Here is a 19,319-nt window from a genome sequence, read left to right on the forward strand (position 1 = left end):
CAAGTGATTGTCTTGCCGATATTTGCCGCACCCGAGTCCCTTCTGGTGGGTGCCGCAAGAGCGGAGAGGGACGAGTGGCCCGAAGAGGCGACTCGTCGAAAGTTGCGCGATCGCGCGATGAATGGAATACCGCGAGGGTGCATCATGCAAGGCATCCCCGCTGCTTGGCGCTACGCGACCGTGCCTGCATCGTAGACACTGGGTATTGCGCCTGCTTGCCGTTTGTTAGATTGATCCACGCCCCGCGGCTTCCGGAACTCCGCCAGGCGACTGCTGGAATTAAGGGACTTCGTCGATGGCACTTCGTCATCTCCTGATGTGCAACGGGTGGCGCCGTCGAGCCGTGCCGCTCGCGGCCGTGCTCGGTATCGCCTGGGGCAGCTTGCAGGCGAACGTGGCTTGCCTGGCGCAGGCTCCCGCGGCACCACCTGCCGCCGCACCTGCTGCTGCGCCGGCGCCGGCCGCTCCGGCACCTCGCTTCAAAGAGCAGTCGGAATTCAAGGAACCGACGGGTTCGAAGATCGGGATGATCAAGGTCCTGGCCGAAGGGCAGATCACCGATCCAAAGATGTTCGACGACTGGTGCCGGTTCCGCGTGGCCGAATTCACGCTCGGCAAGAACGCGGCGCTGCTGCCCGAAATGCGGAAGAAGCTCAAGCAGGATATGCAGCGTGCGAAGGATCCGGCGCGGACGCAGGCGGTGAACCGGTTTCTTGCGCACACGCGCGAGATCATCGCCGATGGGGCGTACTCTCCCACGGCCCGCGTGAACGCCATCTTGATCTTGGGTGATCTCAACAAGACGGAGCCCAATTTTCAGGGCTCAGGCACCGTGCCTCTGCCAGAGGCGCAGGTCGAATTGCTCAAGCTCATCGACAACGCGGGGCCGGTGGACGATCTCAGCGATGCGCTGCGGGCGGCGGCCTTGATCGGGCTCCAACGTCACGCCGCCGGACCGATGAGCGAAGACGTCAAAAAGAAACTCAGCGACGAGTTGCGTGCCTTGGCTCAAGCGCAGACGCCTCCCGCGGGCCGCTCTCCCGATGTTCATGATTGGCTCTCGGGGCGCGCGAAGGGGATTCTCGAGGCGCTAGGCGCCGGCGCCAGTGCCACGTCTCCCTAACGTCGCCGTTGTTCGTTCGCTCGTGTGGTTGAAGTTACAGTAGTTACGGATAGATGTCCTGGCGTTGATCTCGTTTCGTGGCTCGTGGCGAATGGATTTGCCCGACCATGTCCCACACTCTCTCATCACCAGCGTGCATGGATGCCCGCTCTTGCTCCATCGCAAGTGCCGCGGCTCTCGCTACGCGCGCTTGGGTCCGACTGTCGCCGTGCCTGCTGTGCCTGGCGATCGTCGGTTGCCAGACGCTGAACCTCAGTGAGCGACCCGACGCGCTGGCGACAACGTCCGAGGCGCCCGATGCTGACGCCAGCGCGCCCTCTTCAACCGCGGCCACGAACGCCGCCAGGTCGAAGGGGGAGTCGAAAGGGGAAAAGCTCGCGCCCGAGGAAGTCGAGCGCGAGGCGGCGCTGGCCGACGTCGAACGTCAACTGGGCAGCGACATCTGGTTTCAGACTTCGCGCCGCGCGGGGGAGATCGACTGGCTGCGCGATCACCTCAACGATCAGGCGCCGGTGCTGCAAGCAGGGAGCGCCGCGGCGCCGAACCATCGCACTTCAAAACCGACCGCCAGCGCTCCGAGCGAATACCGCTGGCGTCACGTCGGCGTGGAAGAAATCCTCGCGCGTCCTGCCAAGAAACGACCGAACCTGCGCGTGGCGTTGAATTCGACGCGGCGGGTGGTGGCGGCCAACGCGGCGATCGCCCTGGCGCGCCAGGACGACACCACTTGCCTGCCGACGCTGATTGCTTCGGTGGAAAGCAGCGAATTGAATCTTCCCTGCCGCCGCGCGGCGGCCGAGGCGCTCGGCTACCTGGACACAGCCGCGGCGCAACCGGCCCTGCACGAGTTGCTCGACGAGTATGGCCGCTTTGGCGAGGGAGTTCGTAGTTATCTCCCCGAGTTGCACGCGGAGTTGTTGCGGGCACTCGCCCAACAAAATGCACCTGGCGCCGAGCAGCGTTATGCCGCCGCCCTGAAGAGCCAGGCCGCCGAGGTGCGGATCGTCGCGCTGGCGGCTCTGTCGCAGAACCCGGGCGTGACACTGCCTCCGCAAGCCCACGAACTGCGTTACGATCCCGATCGCCGGGTACGTCAGGTAGCGCTCCTGGCGCTGGCCAAGTCGGGCTCGCCGGAGGCGGTGGCGACCATCGCTTCAGGCCTGCGCGATCACGAGTTGCCCGTGCAGCTCGCCTCGATTCGAGCGCTCGGGCAACTGGGAGGCGAGGGCTCGCGCGTGCCGCTCGAAGAGCAACTGGGCGCTCAGCGTCCCGAGGTGATTCGCATCGCCGCGGCCGAGGCACTGGTAACGATGCAATCGGAGTCGTCCTTGTACCTGGCCGTGCAGGACCAATCGTGGCGCGTGCGCGCGGCGGTGGCGCGCGGCATCGGCGGGTTCCGGGGAGCGGGACCGGGCAAGCTCGCCGCGCGGCTTCTGACCGATCAGAGTCCGATGGTGCAGGCCGCCGCGGTCGAGGCGATTGCGGCGTGGCCTTTTGAAGAGGCGGCCCCCTTGTGGCTGCTGGCCGTGCAGCGGCCGGGCTATGCGACGAAGAAAGGGGCGCTCGCGCACCTGGCCGAGCGCTGGTCGGAGGCGACCAACTTCCCGATCGATGCGCCGTTCGACGCGCAGCGCGAGGCGTTGGGTGCCCTCGAACGTCGCGCGGCCACCGAACAGATCGTTGCGGCCGCGGTCGATGAAGAAACGGACCTCAAATCACTCACCACGCAGGAAGTCGACGCGCCGCAAGTGGCACAGGTTGCCTCGCCGGTGCAGCCCGTGGCTGGCGCGAATGCGGGCGCCTCGCTCAACACGGCTACCTTGGCTCCGCAGACGAGCGAGACGGCGTATAGCATACAACTGGCGCGGGTCGATCAACTGCTGTCGATCGTCGATCAGGCTGGCGCGAACGCGAACGATCGCGCCGCAGCCCTGGCTGCATTATCGGCCATGGAAGATGATTTGCTTGCGCCCCTCACGGTGCTCGCGCTCGAGCGTGGCCGGCCCATTCCCGAGGCCCTCTACCGCCACGTGCTCCCCGAGCGCGATGCGGTCTTCGAGGTGCTGTTGCAACTCGACGCCGCGGAGATCGTCGAGCGGCGTCGCGCGGCGAGCTCGCTGGTCGCACGAGTCCGTGAGCGCCCGCTATCGCGTTTGGCGCTCGTGCGCCTGGTCGAGAAGGTCATGGTCGAGCGCGATGCCGACGTGTGGCGGAGCGCGCTCGTGGTTACCGCCTCTGAACCGGACGAGGCCGCGGTGCGACTGGCGTATGCGGCACTGACGCACGAAGCGCCCGACGTGCGCCGCCGCGGCTGCGAGTATCTGGCCCAGCATGCCGACCCGCGCCACGTGACGGTCTTGCTGCCGAGCTTGACCGATGCCGATCCAACCGTGGTGCGAGCGGGCGTTCGCGCGCTGGGGGAACCGGGCATGCTGGCCGATCCGCGGCCCGTCGAAACGCTGCTCGCCACGCCCGATCGCTTCGTCCAGCTCGAAGCGGCACGAACCCTGGCCCGCGCGGGGCACGAGAGTGGCCGCGCGGCGCTGGAGCGTCTGGTGTACGATCTCGATCTCGACGTGCGCATGCAGGCCGTGCGGATGATGGGCGAAGTTCCCCACGCCGAATACACCGCGGCGCTGATGAATTCGCTCGACGGGCCGCCAGGGTTGAAACGAGCCGCCGCGGCGAGTCTGGCCAATGTCGTGGGACAGAACATCGGCCGCGGCAACGACGTCACGCCACCCACGCTCGACGAACAGGCCATTCGCTGGCGGCGCTGGTTCGAGCGTGCGAACGAGTCGGCGGCGGTACAGCCCGCCGTGGCCAGGCGCCCGTCGGCGAACGCTCCGCTCTCCGTGGCCGCGCCGGCGAGCGATCAAAGCCAGAGCCGGGCCACGTCGTACCAGCCGCGCAGCGACGGGCGGTAGAACAGCTCGGCCAGGTAGAGCCAGTACAAGAGCTTCACTGTCGCGATGCCGATCCACGTCGCGGCGAGCGTGCCGAGCATGAGCCACTCGATAGAACGGAAGCGGAGTGCCGGGTAGTAGGTGCGGCGCTCGAGCGGATCGAATCCTCGACTGGCGACCGAGGCTGCCAGGGTCGTCGCGCGGCGCAATCCCGCGGCGAGCACGGGATAGAACAGCGCCACTTCGCCGCGGAGCGAGAATCGCGTGGTGCGAGACCCGCCGTAACCGCGTAGTCGGCGCGCCCGGCGGACAGTGGCCAACTCGTCGGCCAAGAGGGGAAGAAACCGCAGGGCCGTGACCGTGGTAAAGCCAATCGCCACCGGCACGCGCAGGCGCCCCAGCGCCGCCAGCAATCGCTCGGGACTGGTCGATAGGCAGACGGTGAGACCTGCCATCATCACGGCGAGCAATCGCAACGATTGCGTCAGACCGTACAGCGCGCCCTCGCGTGAAAGGGACAGTCCCGACCATACTCGGCCGTTCCATTCGAAGGGTGGAATCAAGCGCACGAGCACCGTGCGCGGCAATTCGGCATAGAAGAGCGCCTGGCTGAGCAGCGTGCTCCACACGATGGCTAGCAAAAGAGCGAACACGACCAGCCATGCCGTTGCCCTCATGCGGAGTGCGACGACCGACAGCGCGGCCACGATGAACAAGGTCGCCAGCGCGGCGGTGCTGTCGAGAACGATGCTCAGGGTCGAAACCCAGGCCAGCCAGGCCAGCTTGAGGCGCGGATCGAACCGCGTGAGCCACGGCGCGCCGTGCGCGTCGGAGAGAATGAGTCCGCCACTCATGCTCGAAGCTCCTGGGCCAGCTCCGCTGGAGTCCAACCGAGCAGCCCGCGTTGTCTGCGCAGCTCGAGCAGTGGCGTGCGCAGCAGTCGGGCTTGCCGCAGAAGCTCGTCGCGGGCGATGAACTCTTCGGGCGTGCAGTCGGCCAGCAGTTGGCCACCCGTCAGCACCAGCACGCGATCGGCATAGCGCGCGACAGAGCGCAAATCATGCGTGGCGAACAGCACCGCGCCGACCGGCGCGGGACCTTGCAAGGCGGCGGTGATGGCCTGCATCACGCGTTCGACCTGGCGCAGGTCTTGTCCGGTCGTCGGTTCGTCGAGCAGCAGAACGCGCGGCGCGAGGGTGAGCGTAGCCGCCACGGCGGTGCGCAGCCGCTCTCCCTGGCTGAGGGCCATCGGCGGCTCGTCGAGCATGTCGACCAGGTCGAGCGCTCCAGCGGCATTGGCGACGCGTCGATCCACCTCGCCGGGATCGAGCCCCAACTGCCGCGGCCCGAAGGCCAGTTCCTCGCACACGGTGGCCGAAAAGAGCATCAGGTCGGGGTTCTGCAGCACGAGCCCGATCGCCGCGCGGTCGCGGTCGATCGCGGGCGCGTCGACCTTTCCTTCGCTGGGCCGCATGACTCCGGCCAAGACGGACAGAAGGGTGCTCTTGCCCGAGCCATTCGGTCCGACGAGTGCCACGCGCTGGCCCGATCGAATGGCAAAGCTCAACGAGTTCCAGATCGGTTCCGCGCGTCGCGAGAAGCGATGGGTGAGTTGCTCGACGCTCAGCAGCCGTGACGGCGAATTTCTCTTGGTGACTGAGTGTGAAGGCCCGCTCGCGGTCGGCTCCTCTCCCGCCGGGGATGAGGGGATGTCGCCAGCATGAGAGAACAAAGCATGCAGCGATTGTCCGCTTCGCACGGCCAACTCGTAGAGTTCCGGCGGATCGAGGTCGTGCTGCGCGAGCGCGGCGTGTACGCGTGCGACGTCGCGCGGATCGAGATCGGCCACGAGCAGGCCTTCGTCGATCACGAGCAGCCGATCGGCATGGTCGATGATCTCGTCCAACCGATGCTCGGCAGTGACCAGGGTCAGCCCCGCCTGGCGCAAGTCGTCGAGCGTTTGCAGCAGTTCGCCCGCGGTGGCGCGATCGAGCTGGCTGAGGGGTTCGTCGAGCAGCACGATCTGGGGTTCCATCGCCAGAATGCTCGCCAACAGCAGGCGCTGCTTCTGACCACCGGAGAGATGGGCCGTGCGGGCATCGCGGAATTGGGCGAGTCCGACCCGTGCGAGGGCCGCGGCGACGCGCTCGCCGATCTCGGCCTCGTCGACCGAAAGATTCTCCAACCCGAAGGCGACTTCGGCCGCCACGGTGGTGCTGCAGATCTGATCGTCGGGCGATTGGAACACGATGCCGACGGTGCGGGCAAGCTCGGCCCTGGTGATGTGGCGCGTGTCCCGGCCATCGAGTTCGACCCGTCCCCGCATGGTGCCCGCGGTGTGATGCGGAATGAGTCCCGCCAGCGCGCGCAGCAGCGTCGACTTGCCCGAGCCGGTGCGTCCCGCGAGGAGAGTCCACGTGCCCGGCTCGAGTGTGAAATCGATCTCGGCCAAGGACGGAACCGTTCGGCCGGCGAATGTGTAGCCGAGATCGACGACCTGCAGGGGGGGAGTACTCATCGCGCGGTGCTCCGCAATCGTTGCCCGAGGGCCGCACCGGCGAGCGCGCCGATCGTGCCGTAGAGCACCCCCACGATGAGCGCCACCGCCGTGACGTACCAAGTGGCAAAGAAAAGGCGCACGAGTAATTGCATCAGGCAGAACTGGGCAAACAGCACGAGCCCATTCGCCAGGCCGATGGCGCCGGCGGTACGCCAGCGCGTCGACCATCTCGAGAACGTTGTTGCCTCATCATGAGCAAAGGTGCTGCGCGTCGTCACGCCGGCGAGCGCGAGCAGCGTTTCGTTGCAGACGATGCTCACCGTGACGAAGACGACGTCGAGCAGGCCGAACTGCCCGCTGAACATGGCGTTTAACAAGAAGACCGTGAGGCTCGACACCGTGACGGTGCCGGGGCGAGGGACGAGCACGACCAAGGCCGCCAGCACGAGACAGGTGAGTCCTTCGTTGCCGACACCGGCAAGGAAGATGGCAAAAGGACCCGCCACGGCGGCGATCACGTCTCCTGCGATGCGCGAGCCGAACGACACGGCAAAGTGGAGGGCCGCCAGCATGCCGATCACGGCCAGGCTCGTCGTGCCAAGCGAGCCGATCCAGCGTCGCCCGACGCAGAAGAAGAGGAGCCACGCCACGGCCGAAACGACCAGCGACGCAGCCGCCACCGTGGCCACGACCGGGTTGCCCCGCACGACGCGCAGCGGCGCATCGATCGAGTAGAGCGGCGCGGCGCTCCCAGCGAGCGAAACGCGGATCTGGCGCACGTAGTCGCCGGGGGACGTCTCGGGACGCACAAAGAGCGGGATGACGGCCCAGGCGGTCTCGCGCGGAGGCACGCGCAACAGGTGTACGGCCGTGGCCGACTCGCGCGGCGCCGCCCAAACGGGCGGGGCGAAGTTCAACAGCGGCGCGTCACCACTCGCGGCGACCACCTCCGACTCGAGAAGCAAATTGAGCGGTACATCGCTGCGATTCTCGATCGGCAAGCCCTGGTAGGCGTACGGCCCATGAAAGTTGAAGACCCGTTCGGTCGGCTGCAACCAGCGCCGCACGGTCGCCCAGACCGCGTCGGGAAGCGTAACGGTGTCTCCCTGGCGTTCTGGCCGAGGGCGCCCTTGGGGATCGCAGGGGAAGGCCACGTTGCCCGGCGCGATCAGTTCACGTAGTCGTTCGCGCGACACCCGCTGTAGCTCGAGCGTGATCGACTGTTCTTCCGGAGGCATGGCGTCAACGCGTCGCACGATCACCTCGATGCGCGCCGTGTCCGCGTCGGCGCGCAGGCGTGCCTCGCCGAGCACCTGCGCGTAATCGTGCTGCACGTTCAATCCGAGCGTGCGAACGTAATCGCCTGCGTCGGTGTGTTGCAGATCCGGATCTTCGCTGTTGAGATCCATGCTCTGCTCCGGGCGCAGCATGATCTCGAATCGCGCGGGCGTCTGCACGAGATTCTCGAGCACGAGGCCGAACGAGAGCTGTCCATCCTCGGGCAGCAGCGCCCGCCAGACAGGGGGCTCGCCCAAGGGGACGCCCCCCTGACCCCAGGGGGCCTCGAGGGTCCCCCGCCACGTTGGTTTTTCCGGCGGCGCCGTGACGGTGGTGTGAAGCTGGCGGTCGGCAAGCTGCCATTCGAGCACGTACGTCGTGCCGGGCTGCCAGTCGAAGGGGACGTCGAACGCACGACGTTGTCCGGTCAGCGGAAGCTCTCGCTCGAGCGTCCCCCCTGACGTGCGAACCAAGAGTCGCTCGGCGGCGACGGGCTGGGAAAAGTGGACACTCAGGCCGAAGTGGGTGAATTCGACCTGCGGAGGCGCGAGTTCCGCCTGCGAAGATTGCCGCTCGCAACCGCCCCCCAACAGCACGCACACGACGAGCGCGACGATGCCGCGCGCGGCGCTAATGCACAATGTGAACCTGGTGCGTGCCATACAAGTCGAAACCATCGGGCGTCGGTGCGGGAACTTCCGTCACCGCGATCCAGCGCCCGTCGGCGCTGATGTCGGCATTGAAGATGACGGGACCTTCGGTCGCGTAGTAGTACACCAGCTTGTCGCTCCCACCGCCAGGACGGGCGAGATCGAAGAGCAGAAAGCCGAACTGCCCCGGCTCGCCTGCGCCCGGCAGTTCGCGGCAGGTCACCATCAGCCAGCGAGGATCGGCCTCCCCCTCGGCTCGATTGCACCACACGCCCGACAGCGCGAACGGACCACGATAGCGCCAGCGGACGGAGCCTTCGAGCCCCAAGGCCGTCAGCATGTTGGCCCCGCGATGGGGCGCGGGGGCCTGATGGGCCGCCTGCGGGCTGCCGAAGGGGACGTGCGAGTTTTGCGTCTCGAAGTAGATGGTGTCGCCAAAGGCCCGCGTGTAGCTGCAGGCGGCAGCGACGGGAAGGCCCCCGACCAGCACCGGCGTGCCGAGTTCAAAGGTCTCGACTCGCGGCGGCCGACCTGCTTGAGGCAGAAAGAGCAAGGCGCGACCATCGGCCAATCCGAGACCGAAGCGATCTCCTCGTGGCGAGACGGCCACCGAATCCCAGGCCTCGAGTCGTTGAAAGTGTGGCTCGAGCGGGTTCGGCGAGTAGCGGTAGACGACCTCTCCCGAGAGTCCGTCGAGTTGATAGAACGTGTTGCCGCGGACGCGCGGTTCCGCCTCGGGGGAGATCGGCGGATTCGCCAGGAAGACGAGCTTCGTACCGGCCGCATCGATCGCGGCATGCGTGATCGACAGTTCCGCGGCACGCTCGCCCGGGAATTGCCAGAGCGTTTTCCCATCGGCAGAGACGGAATAGAGCATCGAGCGGACGCGGGGCGTGCCGCCGACCGACCAACTGTGCAGTCCCACCACGAACAGCCGGCCATCGTCGCTGACGGCGAGATCGTGTACGGCCGGCAGCGAGTAGACTCCGTATCGATCCCCCGGCGGTAGACGGCTCGACTCGAGTTGATCGGCCAAACGTAACGTCCAAATCCGCCGGAATGCCTTGGCGTTACCATGCTCCGAGGGGAGGGCGAGGGCGAAGAGATTCGCATCGGGACTCTGCTCGCCGACGTAGAGCTGCCGTCCATCGGGGGACCAGGCGAGCTGCTTGATCTGCCCTTCGCTGATGCGCTGGTGATGAAGCAGCTTGCCGGTAAAGATGTCGACCACGCGGAGATGCCCCGCCAACGTGCCGATGGCGAGGAGTCGATTGTCGGGCGAAAAACGCACGACACTGTCGGGGGGCGTGCCCGTGGCGGCTCCCATGCCGGCGCCGGCCGAGGCCGAGGCGTCTTCGAGCGGGATGGTGCGCACGAGGTAGGGACTCGGAGCAGCCGGAGCACGCATGGCTTGCTCTGCTTTACGATCGACGGTGATGCGATACTCGGCGCGCGGTTGCCAATCGAAGAAGAGGATCTGCCGCTGGCTCGATCCCTCGTCGAGCGTGACTGAATCGTCGATATCGATGGCGTTGCCCGCGGCATCGCGGATCGAAACGTCGCCGGGAACGCTAACGGAAAGGCCTTGGCGAACGAATTGCACAGGGTCTTGGGCCATTGCCTGATTGACAATCAAGCAGAGCAGCAAAGCCAGCCGTGGCACGCGGCGCCAAATTATCAGCGCGAATGCGTTGGTTCGCGCACCACGCGCACCACTGCGGACCATGCGGTCGTTCCGCAAGCCGCGGATCTGGCAGCAAGTTGTTGGGCAGTGGGTAGTTGCGCAGCGAAGACCGGGCTGTGCGCTGAAGCCTTGATGAGGCATCCGAATACGCGCACCATCGCGGACCACCGCGCACCATCGCGCACCAGCGATCGCTCGGGCCGAGGCATGCAGGGCGGCATTCGATGGCAGGCTGGGCGTTGTCGCGGTCATGGCCTTGGGTAGACGAACGTGACTTTGGGATACGCAGCGTGGGTAGACGTTTCATCCTGGGGGGAAACGACGCGCGCGATGGCTAGCGGCGTTCACTTTACCTGTGGTCGCGCCTCGCCGCGCCTGCGATTTTCGGCCACCGCGATGGCGACGGCGGGACGCCGGAGGGACCCGCCGTAGATGATGAAAGGGGGCCGGCCGAGCATTGTCTAGATTTATGATGATTATAGAAAAAATTGCCTACCTTAACCCCTGCCTGCCTGGGAGGGGTGTGTTATAAAAACACCTTACTCAATCTTGCGAGATTCTTTGCGCGGTGTCGAACGGAAGCAGTTCGGCCGTCGCGCTGGTTCGATATCGTAGCCGACGAGCGCCGTAGGTCAGGTACTCCGTACCGGACATTCCACGGAGACGGCCCCGTCGCAGCGAGCTGGCGAAGGTGAACTCGCCGCGCTCCAATAGGTTGTGTCAGGTACGGAGTACCTGACCTACAAGACACGAAGGTCGCCGCCGAGCGACTTTCCACCGCACACCAACTACATCTTTCCGAGGAACTATTTGCGATGGCCGACGCACCCAGCATCAAGCTCGAGATGGTCGAAGGGGACATTGCCGTCCTCACGTTCGACGCCCCCGGTAAAGGGGCCAATGTTCTCTCATCTCACGTGATGCTCGAACTGCAGAATCACCTCGACGAGCTCGAAAAGCGCAAGGGTCTGGCCGGGATCATCCTTCGTTCGGGCAAGCCGGGCGCGTTCATCGCCGGAGCCGACATCACCGAGTTCGCCTCGGCCAAGGAGGTGACCAAGGAACAGATCGTCGAGATGACGACCCGTGGCCGGCAGCTCTTCCAGCGGCTGTCGAAGGTGCCGTGCGTCACGGTCTCGGCCATCGACGGCGTCTGTCTCGGCGGTGGCGCCGAGATGTCGCTGTGGTGCGATCGCCGCATCATGGCGAACGATCGCAAGACGCAGTTCGGCTTTCCCGAGGTGAAGATCGGCATCTATCCCGGCTGGGGGGGCACGGTCCGGGCCCCGCGCGTCGTCGGTCTGGCCAACGCCGTCGAGTTGGCCTGCAGCGGCGAGCCGTGCGATGCGGAAGCGGCCTACAAGATGGGGCTCGTCTCCGACGTCGTCGCTCCCGAGAAGATTCAAGACGCGGCGATTCGCCTCGTCCGCGCCGAGCAGAAGTCGGGCGAGTACAAGCAAGATCGCGAGCGTTGGAAGGGGGGGCTGCCGCTCGACGACACGGAGCTGACGTTCCTCTTCGCCACCTCGCAGGGCTACATCCAAGGGCAGACGAAAGGGCAGTACCCGGCGCCGCTGGCCTGTTTGAACGTGATGGTGCAGTCGGCGCGACTCGACGAGGACGCCGCTGGCACGGCCGAGAGCCAAGGCTTCGCCGACCTGTTCGGTTCGCCGGTGAATCGCTCGCTGATCAACGTCTTCTTGCTGACCGATCGCAACAAGAAGGACACCGGCGTCGCCGATCCGACGATCAAGCCGAAGCAGCTCAAGTCGGTGGGGGTGTTCGGGGCGGGCATCATGGGGGCCGGCATCGCGGCCGCCACGCTCCGCAAGGATTACACGATCACGATTTCGGACGCGATGCCCGCCGCGCTCGAGAAGGGGGTCAAGAACGTTCTCGAGGCGGTCTCGTACGACAAGAAGCTCCGGGGACCGAGCCCGAAGAAGCTGCTCGAGAATGCCCCGCGCGTGAATGGCACGCTCAGCGATGCCGAGTTCGCCGGTTGCGATCTGATCATCGAGGCGGTGGTCGAGAACCCGACGGTCAAGAAGGATCTGTACGCCCGGATCGAGCCGCTGCTGAAGGACGACGCCATCCTGGCGACGAACACGTCGACGATTCCGATCAGCCGGCTGGCCGAGGGGCTCAAGCGTCCCGAGCGATTCTGCGGCATCCACTTCTTTAATCCGGTGCGCAGCATGCCGCTGGTCGAGGTGATCCGCGGCGCGAAGACGAGCGACGAGACGGTGGTGACCGCCGTGGCCTACGCCAAGGCGATCGGCAAGTCGCCGATCGTGGTGAACGACGGCCCGGGCTTCCTGGTGAATCGCCTGCTGTTGCCCTATATGAACGAGGCGCTCGAGTTGATCCTCGACGGCGCCGAGATCAAGGCGATCGAGCGTGCGGCGAAGAACTTCGGCATGCCGATGGGTCCGATCACGCTGTACGACGTGGTGGGCATCGACACGGCGGTCTTCGCCGGCTCGGTGCTGCGAGACGCCTTCCCCGATCGCGTGGTGGAGTCGCCGCTGTTGCCGGCGATGTACACGGCGGGCCGCTTGGGGCAGAAGTCGGGCGTGGGCTTCTTCTCCTACAAGGATCCCAAGAAGAAGGGCGCGCCGGATCCGACGCTGGGCGACATCATCAACCCGCTGATCCGCAAGCAGGAGAAGTTCACCGACGAGCAGATCGTCTCGCGGTTGTTCCTGCCGATGCTGCTGGAAGCGACGCGTATTCTCGACGAGAAGATCGTGCGCGATCCGCGCGACGTGGATCTCGGGCTGATCTTCGGCACGGGCTTCCCGCCGTTCAAGGGGGGCCTGCTGTTCTGGGCCGACACGCTCGGCGCGAAGAAGATCCTCGAAATGCTGAAGCCGCTCGAATCGCTGGGTGCCCGGGCCAAGCCCACTCCCATGCTCGAACAACTGGCCAAGGAAGGACGCGGCTTCTACGGCTAAGGCCACGCGTCGACTTCCTGCTGAAAACAAACACCCCGACCAATAAACTTCACAAGCGCCGCACGACGAGACCCGAACGCGGCACTCATTGCACCGGAGATAGAAATCGATGAAATCGGCCGTCATCGTTGATTGCATTCGCACTCCCGTCGGACGCGCCCACAAGGAGAAGGGCTATTATCGCGACGTCCGCTCCGATGACCTGGCGGTCGCCGTCTGCAAGGCGCTGATCGAGCGTTCGGGCGTCGATCCGAAAGAGATCGAAGACATCGTGCTGGGCAACACGCAGCAGACGGGCGAGCAGGGCATGAACGTGGCCCGCGTCGTCGGCCTGATGGCGGGGTTGCCGATCGAGTCGGGAGGCACGACGGTGAATCGCCTGTGCGGCTCGAGCCTGCAAGCGCTGCACCAGGCGACGCACGCCATCATGTCGGGCTTCGAAGATTGCCAGATCGTGGGTGGTCTCGAGCACATGGGTCACTTTCCGATGGAAGCCGGCGCCGACCCCAACCCGAAGCTCTTCCACCGCACGTCGAAGGCCGCGCTGGGCATGGGCTTCACGGCGGAGTTTCTGGCCATGACCCAAGGCATCTCGCGTCAGGAGCAGGATGCCTTCGCCGTGCGCAGCCACCAGCGTGCCGCGGCCGCGCATGCCAAGGGAGAATTCAAGCGCGAGATCATCCCCACTTGGGGCAAGGATGAAGAGGGCAACCGCGTGTTGCTCGACACCGATCAATGCGTGCGTGCCGATTGCAGCATGGAAGGACTCTCGGCGTTGAAGCCGGCCTTCGTGCCGGGCATGGGCACCGTGACGGCGGGCAACAGTTCGCCGCTGAATGACGGCGCCGCGGCGATGTTGGTCATGTCGGAAGAAAAGGCCAAGTCGCTGGGGCTCAAGCCGCTCGTGCGCATCAAGGCGACGGCCATTGCGGGGGTCGACCCGGCGGTGATGGGCTCGGGCCCGATCCCCGCCACGAAGAAGGCGCTCGAGCGTGCCGGCATGAAGATCGAAGACCTCGACGTCATCGAGCTCAACGAGGCCTTTGCCGCCCAGGCGCTGGCCTGCATTCGCGGTCTGAAGCTCGACGAGGAGAAGATCAACGTCCGCGGCGGCGCGGTGGCCATCGGCCATCCGCTCGGCGCCAGCGGTGCTCGCATTACGACCACCCTGGTAAACAACATGATCGATCGGGGCGCGAACGTCGGTCTGGCAACGATGTGCATTGGTGTCGGCCAGGGCATCGCCACTATTTTTGAACGAGTGTAGGACCGAGCCCGTGGGTTTCGTTGCCCGGTCTCTGACACCCGATTACCATAACTCCGGTATGAGATACATGGCCTGTTGACGCGGAGTGCGCGTCGGTCAAGCAGCCGCAACAACACAAGGCATGACTAGACAAGGGTAGCAAGCATGAGTACCGATGCGCCAGACAAACTGAAACCGCAGCCCGAGAAAGAAGAAGCCTCGTTTGCCGAAACGGCGTTCCGCCTGGCCGGCAAGAGCGACGACGAAGCCCGACGAACGGGTGCTTTGGACAAGGCCGACGATCAGGTCGAGGCCCTGTTCAAGCCGCAGTATCAAACGGTCAACAGCCCGGCCCACCGCGCGGTGTGGGACAAGGAACTGCCGATCGATCTCTTCACCAGCCAGCCCGCCACGATCTCGCCGGCGCTGCAGAAGGTGATGGACGACTCGCTCGAGGTGGTGCGTCGTCACCGCGAGGCGGGCACGCTCTACAACGAAGACGGCAAGCTCCGCGAGCAACTGCTGAACGACTTGGGCGGCGTCGGCTACTGGGGTCTGCTGGTGAAGCCCGAGTACGGCGGCGCCGGCGCTCCGTTCTCGGCGTTTGCTCCGTTCCTGACCAAGATGGCCACGCTCGAGGGGACCGTCGCGGGTCTCGCCTCGGTCCACGGCTGTATCGGCGCGGTCGATCCGATTCGCACCTTCGGTAACGCCGATCAGAAGAAGCGCTACCTGCCGAAGCTGGCCAGCGGCGAGCGCCTGTCGGCCTTCGCGTTGACGGAGCCGGGGGCAGGTTCGGACCTCACCGCGCTGCGCACGGTGGCCAAGCTCGAAGGCGATTCGTACGTCGTCAACGGCGAGAAGCTGTTCATCACGAACGTCGTGCCGGGGCGCACGGTGGGCCTCGTCTGCTTGATCGACAACAAGCCGGCCGTGTTGATTGCCGACTTGCCCGAGCAGGAAAACGAAGAGTTTCAGCTCAAGAAGTACGGTCTCTACGCCATTCGTGGGGCGTACAACCGCGGCATCATCTTCAAGAACTTCCGCGTGCCGGCCGAGAACCTGCTCAAGGTGCAGCGTGGCGACGGCCTGACGATCGCCTACCACGGCCTGAACCTGGGGCGCGTGGCGTTGTGTGCCAACGCCGCGGGCATGATGCGCGTGATGCTCGCCTCGATGATTCCTTGGGCGAACTTCCGCGTCACCTACAGCCAGCCGATCGCGACCCGCGAACTGGTGCAGCGCCGTCTCGGCTGCCTCGCCGGCTTGATCACCGCCAGCGACGCGCTGGTCGAGTGGTGCTCGGGTCTCATCGATCAGGGTTACCGCGGCGAAATGGAATGCGTCATCGCGAAGATCTTCGGCAGCGAGGCCCAGAAGCACGCCGCCATCGAGTACTTCATGAAGACACACGGCGGCCGCTCGTTCCTCGAGGGGCATCTGTTCGGCGACAACGTGCATGAATACCTCGCCCCGTGCATCTACGAGGGTGAAGGGGAAGTGCTCGGCATGGCCTTCTTCAAGTCGCTGGTGAAGCAGCACGGCGTGCAGTTCTTCGAGCCGATCGGCAAGGCCCTGATGGCCGCCGGCATCAAGAAGCCGAACCTGGCGAACCCGGCCCACTTCTGGGCGCTGCGTGGTCCGGCCACGGCCTACGGCAAGTGGGTCATCGGTCAGAAGCTGCGTCGTGTATCGGCCCCGACCCTGCCGCCGATGCCGGCGGCGCTGCGTGCTCACGCCGAGTTCGCGGCCGACTTCCTGCAGCGCTCGCCGCAGGACATCAGCGGCACGATGAGCAAGCATCAGCTTGGCCTGGCCGATCGCCAGTGCCGCATGTCCGAGATCTCGCGTCGCATCCAGGACGCCACTGTCATGCTCTGCACGGCGCTGTACGGTGCCCGCAAGGATGACGAAGTGGTGCGGGCAGCGGCCGACGTCGCCTGCCAGGACCTGAAGCGCGGCCTCACCGGCAAGCGTCCGACCGATGCGTACTTCAAGGCGGCCACGAAGCTCGGCGCCACGATCGCCGACGGCGGCTTCAAGTCGATCGCCGGGATGAAGCCGGACGAGATCCTGATGCCGTACGCCAAGTAGTTGTCGGCAGCCGCAGGCCGCTCCGTGGCGTGAACGCCACCGAGCGACCCGCAGCAACCTTGCGAGTAGTAAAATCCGCGGCACGCCCGGGGAATCGTCTCCCCGGGCGTGTCGTTTCATTCACCATTGCACGCCTCTCATGAAGATCATCGCCACGATCAAGCGCACGCCGCAGCGCGACACGCGGATGAAGCTCACGCCCGAAGGGGGGCTCGTCACCGATCAATTGCAGTACGAAGTGAACCCCTTCGACGAGCTAGCGGTCGAAGAGGGGCTTCGTCTGCGCGAGAAGCACGGGGGCGAAGTCATCGCCGTCACGGTCGGTCCCGCGGGCTTGTCCGAACAATTACAGACGGCCCTGGCCATGGGGGCCGATCGCGCGCTGCGGGTCGACACCGACCAGCCGCTCGATCCGCTACAGACCGCCACGGCCCTGGCGGCCGCCGTACGAAAAGAGTCGCCCGACCTGGTGCTGATGGGCAAGCTGGCCATTGATGCCGAGAATGGCCAGGTCCCCTTGATGCTGGCCGAGTTGCTCGACTGGCCCCACGCGTCGTTCGCCTCGAAGATCGAGGTCGACCCGGCGGCCAAGATCGCCCGAGTTACCTGCGAGGTCGACGGCGGGCTGGAGACGGTCGAAGTTGGTCTACCGGCCGTTATCACGACCGACTTGCGATTGAACGAGCCGCGTTACGCGTCGCTCCCCGGCATTTTGAAGGCCAAGAAGAAGCCCTCGGACGTGATGCCGCTGGCCGAAGTGGCCGACCTGCCCGAGCAGGGACTGAAGGTGGCCGCTTACCACACGTTGCCGCCACGACAGGCGGGCGAGATCGTTGAATCGGTCGAAGAGCTCGCCGCGCGACTCATTGCCAAGAATCTCGTCTGAAAATCCTCTACTCGTAGGGTGCCCGATGTCCGACGTCTTGATTGTCTTGATTCCCGGCGGCGAGACCCCTTCGCGTAGCGAGCTGGCGGCCCTGGGCTTTGGTCTGAAGGCCGCGGGCCTCGTCGGCGGCGCGTGCGATGCCTTGCTGCTTGGTCCGAACGCAAGCTCGGCCGCAGCCGGCGTCGCCGAGCATGGCGCACGCACCGTGCTCGTGGGGGATCACGCCGATCTGGCCAAACCGACCGGCGAAGCGCACGCCGCCGCGATCGGCGCGGTTGCCAAGTCGGGCGGATACCGACTTGTCGCCGGCCCCGCCACGACCGCCATGCGCGATTGTCTGCCGCGCGTCGCCGCCCGGCTCAAGGCCCCTATGGCGTCCGACGTGCTCGCCCTCGGCGAGTGCGATGGCTCGAAGATCGGCATTACGAAGCCATCCTTCTCGGGCAATTTGCTGGCCGACGTCGATCTCGTCGGGCCGGCAGCGGTGGCCACGTGCCGCGCGTCGTCGTTCGATCCGCCTGCCGCGACTGGCGCCGCCGCGCCGATCAAGGCGGCCGAGTTGCCGGCGACGCTCGCGCATGCTCGCAAGAAGTTCGTCGAGATGAATCGCACGCCGCTCGAACGACCGGAGTTGACCGAGGCGGACACCGTGGTCTCGGGGGGACGCGGCACGCGTGGCGCCGAGGGCTTCAAGCTGCTCGAGGAGTTGGCCGACGTGCTCGGCGCCGCCGTTGGCGCCAGTCGCGCCGTGGTCGACGCGGGTTGGATGCCGAACGACTTTCAGGTCGGCCAGACAGGCAAGGTGATCGCGCCGAAACTCTACATCGGCTGCGGTCTCAGCGGCGCCATTCAGCACCTGGCGGGCATGCGCAACAGCAAGACGATCGTGGCGATCAACAAGGACGCCAACGCCCCGATCTTCGAGGTGGCCGACTACGGGCTGGTGGCCGATCTGTTCGAGGCCGTGCCGGCGCTGACGGCGGCGGTGAAGAAGCACCGCGGTTAGTTGCCAACATTGTCAACGGCTTGTGCCGATGCTAGTCTTTGCGCCATCATGGAAGTAACGGGCGTTATCTGTGCTCTCTTACGAGTCATGCGAGAAAAGGATCTCCATCATGGCAAAACTTCGTTGCGATAACGTTTCGAATGGTCTTCGCGCATCAGAAGCCGTAGCCAGTTTCAAAGACTACCATGGCCGCACTCATTTCATCCGCGTGGAGCGAGACTTTCTTACAGACAAGGACCAACTCCATTTCTTGCCGGTCGGAGTTGTCCACATCGACCAACGAAATCGTGCCGTCTTGATCGAACTGCCGCACGAAGCTGAAACGGGAGCAAATCGGCTTTGGGTTAAATCAGAACAGATTGATGAGCCCATAGAGGCCTATACATGATTCTCTCGGATCGAGAAATCAAAGCTGCAATTGCTCGCGGGGCACTTAAGCTTACCGAAGAGCCTCCTGCAGAAGCTTGGTCATCGACAGCGGTCGACTTGCGATTGGCAAAGGAACTTGTCTTGTGGGAACCACCGGGGGGCGATGGAGTCGAGTCGGTCGTCTGTCCAACTCGATCCGACTACAACTTTGATGCAGTGCGGAATCGATACTCCAAGCAGATCAATATTCCTGAGGAAGGTTACAAATTCAAATCACAGTCATTCTTACTTGGCTGGACCATGGAGAAAGTCCAGCTTCCCCACCAATCTCGTCTAGCTGCGCGAGTCGAAGGCAAGAGCAGCCTTGCCCGCCTCGGGATCGGTGTTCATGTGACAGCACCAACCATTCATGCTGGTTTTGGGTATAAGAAGGACGACGATTCGTATCCGGGCTGTCCTCTACAACTCGAGATGTGGAATATTGGCCCTCTGGACGTAAAACTTGAAGCCGGAATGCGCATTTGCCAACTCATCTTCGAAGTCGTTGATGGGACACCGGAAAAGGGCTATGAAGGCAAATTCTCAATACAAGGTCCGGATACTCGAACCTAGTCCGCGCG

Annotated in this window: 13 protein-coding genes; 9 read left to right on the plus strand and 4 right to left on the minus strand. The window is 65.1% G+C overall.

Features of this window, described 5'->3' with window-relative positions; translation table 11 throughout:
* Positions 1-295: 295 nt before the first annotated feature.
* Together KF708_10510 and KF708_10515 are read left to right on the plus strand one after the other, a co-directional pair.
* Complete coding sequence (locus KF708_10510) at positions 296-1,123, plus strand: hypothetical protein (GenBank protein ID MBX3413109.1); 828 nt, start codon at positions 296-298, stop codon at positions 1,121-1,123.
* Between the two features lie 107 nt (positions 1,124-1,230).
* Positions 1,231-4,050, plus strand: coding sequence for a HEAT repeat domain-containing protein (locus tag KF708_10515; GenBank protein ID MBX3413110.1), 2,820 nt, complete (start codon positions 1,231-1,233; stop codon positions 4,048-4,050).
* On the opposite strand, the gene KF708_10520 is transcribed toward KF708_10515, so the two are convergent.
* Genes KF708_10520 through KF708_10535 form a run of 4 tightly spaced genes read right to left on the minus strand, consistent with a single transcriptional unit; the run spans position 3,999 to position 10,075 of the window.
* Complete coding sequence (locus KF708_10520) at positions 3,999-4,883, minus strand: energy-coupling factor transporter transmembrane protein EcfT (protein MBX3413111.1); 885 nt, start codon at positions 4,881-4,883, stop codon at positions 3,999-4,001. The two genes, KF708_10515 and KF708_10520, sit on opposite strands and share 52 nt — an antisense overlap.
* Entirely contained in the window at positions 4,880-6,547 is a 1,668-nt protein-coding gene (locus KF708_10525) for an ATP-binding cassette domain-containing protein (protein ID MBX3413112.1), read from the minus strand. Before KF708_10525 ends, KF708_10520 begins: the two co-directional genes overlap by 4 nt.
* Positions 6,544-8,469, minus strand: coding sequence for a phage holin family protein (locus KF708_10530; GenBank protein MBX3413113.1), 1,926 nt, complete (start codon positions 8,467-8,469; stop codon positions 6,544-6,546). The genes KF708_10525 and KF708_10530 overlap by 4 nt, the downstream gene beginning before the upstream one ends.
* Complete coding sequence (locus KF708_10535) at positions 8,438-10,075, minus strand: hypothetical protein (protein ID MBX3413114.1); 1,638 nt, start codon at positions 10,073-10,075, stop codon at positions 8,438-8,440. The genes KF708_10530 and KF708_10535 overlap by 32 nt, the downstream gene beginning before the upstream one ends.
* Before the next feature lie 881 nt (positions 10,076-10,956).
* Here KF708_10535 and KF708_10540 point away from each other — a divergent pair.
* The 7 genes from KF708_10540 (at position 10,957) to dcd (ending at position 19,311) form a co-directional block, all read left to right on the plus strand.
* The gene (locus KF708_10540) at positions 10,957-13,098 is read left to right on the plus strand and encodes an enoyl-CoA hydratase/isomerase family protein (protein MBX3413115.1); all 2,142 of its coding nucleotides are present in this window, start codon (positions 10,957-10,959) and stop codon (positions 13,096-13,098) included.
* A 109-nt stretch (positions 13,099-13,207) separates the two neighbouring features.
* A complete protein-coding gene (gene fadA / locus KF708_10545; GenBank protein ID MBX3413116.1) occupies positions 13,208-14,365 on the plus strand; it encodes an acetyl-CoA C-acyltransferase FadA in 1,158 nt (385 codons plus the stop codon).
* A 144-nt stretch (positions 14,366-14,509) separates the two neighbouring features.
* On the plus strand, positions 14,510-16,438 hold the full coding sequence (locus KF708_10550) for an acyl-CoA/acyl-ACP dehydrogenase (GenBank protein MBX3413117.1): 1,929 nt from the start codon (positions 14,510-14,512) through the stop codon (positions 16,436-16,438).
* 139 nt (positions 16,439-16,577) lie between these two features.
* Positions 16,578-17,324 carry an electron transfer flavoprotein subunit beta/FixA family protein gene (locus KF708_10555; GenBank protein MBX3413118.1) on the plus strand — a complete coding sequence of 249 codons (747 nt, stop codon included), beginning with the start codon at positions 16,578-16,580 and terminating at the stop codon, positions 17,322-17,324.
* Between the two features lie 25 nt (positions 17,325-17,349).
* On the plus strand, positions 17,350-18,330 hold the full coding sequence (locus KF708_10560; protein MBX3413119.1) for an electron transfer flavoprotein subunit alpha/FixB family protein: 981 nt from the start codon (positions 17,350-17,352) through the stop codon (positions 18,328-18,330).
* A 109-nt stretch (positions 18,331-18,439) separates the two neighbouring features.
* On the plus strand, positions 18,440-18,718 hold the full coding sequence (locus KF708_10565; protein ID MBX3413120.1) for a hypothetical protein: 279 nt from the start codon (positions 18,440-18,442) through the stop codon (positions 18,716-18,718).
* The gene (gene dcd / locus KF708_10570; protein ID MBX3413121.1) at positions 18,715-19,311 is read left to right on the plus strand and encodes a dCTP deaminase; all 597 of its coding nucleotides are present in this window, start codon (positions 18,715-18,717) and stop codon (positions 19,309-19,311) included. Before KF708_10565 ends, dcd begins: the two co-directional genes overlap by 4 nt.
* Positions 19,312-19,319: the final 8 nt, after the last annotated feature.

Source organism: Pirellulales bacterium (genome assembly GCA_019636335.1).
In the GTDB taxonomy this organism is placed as follows: domain Bacteria; phylum Planctomycetota; class Planctomycetia; order Pirellulales; family JAEUIK01; genus JAHBXR01.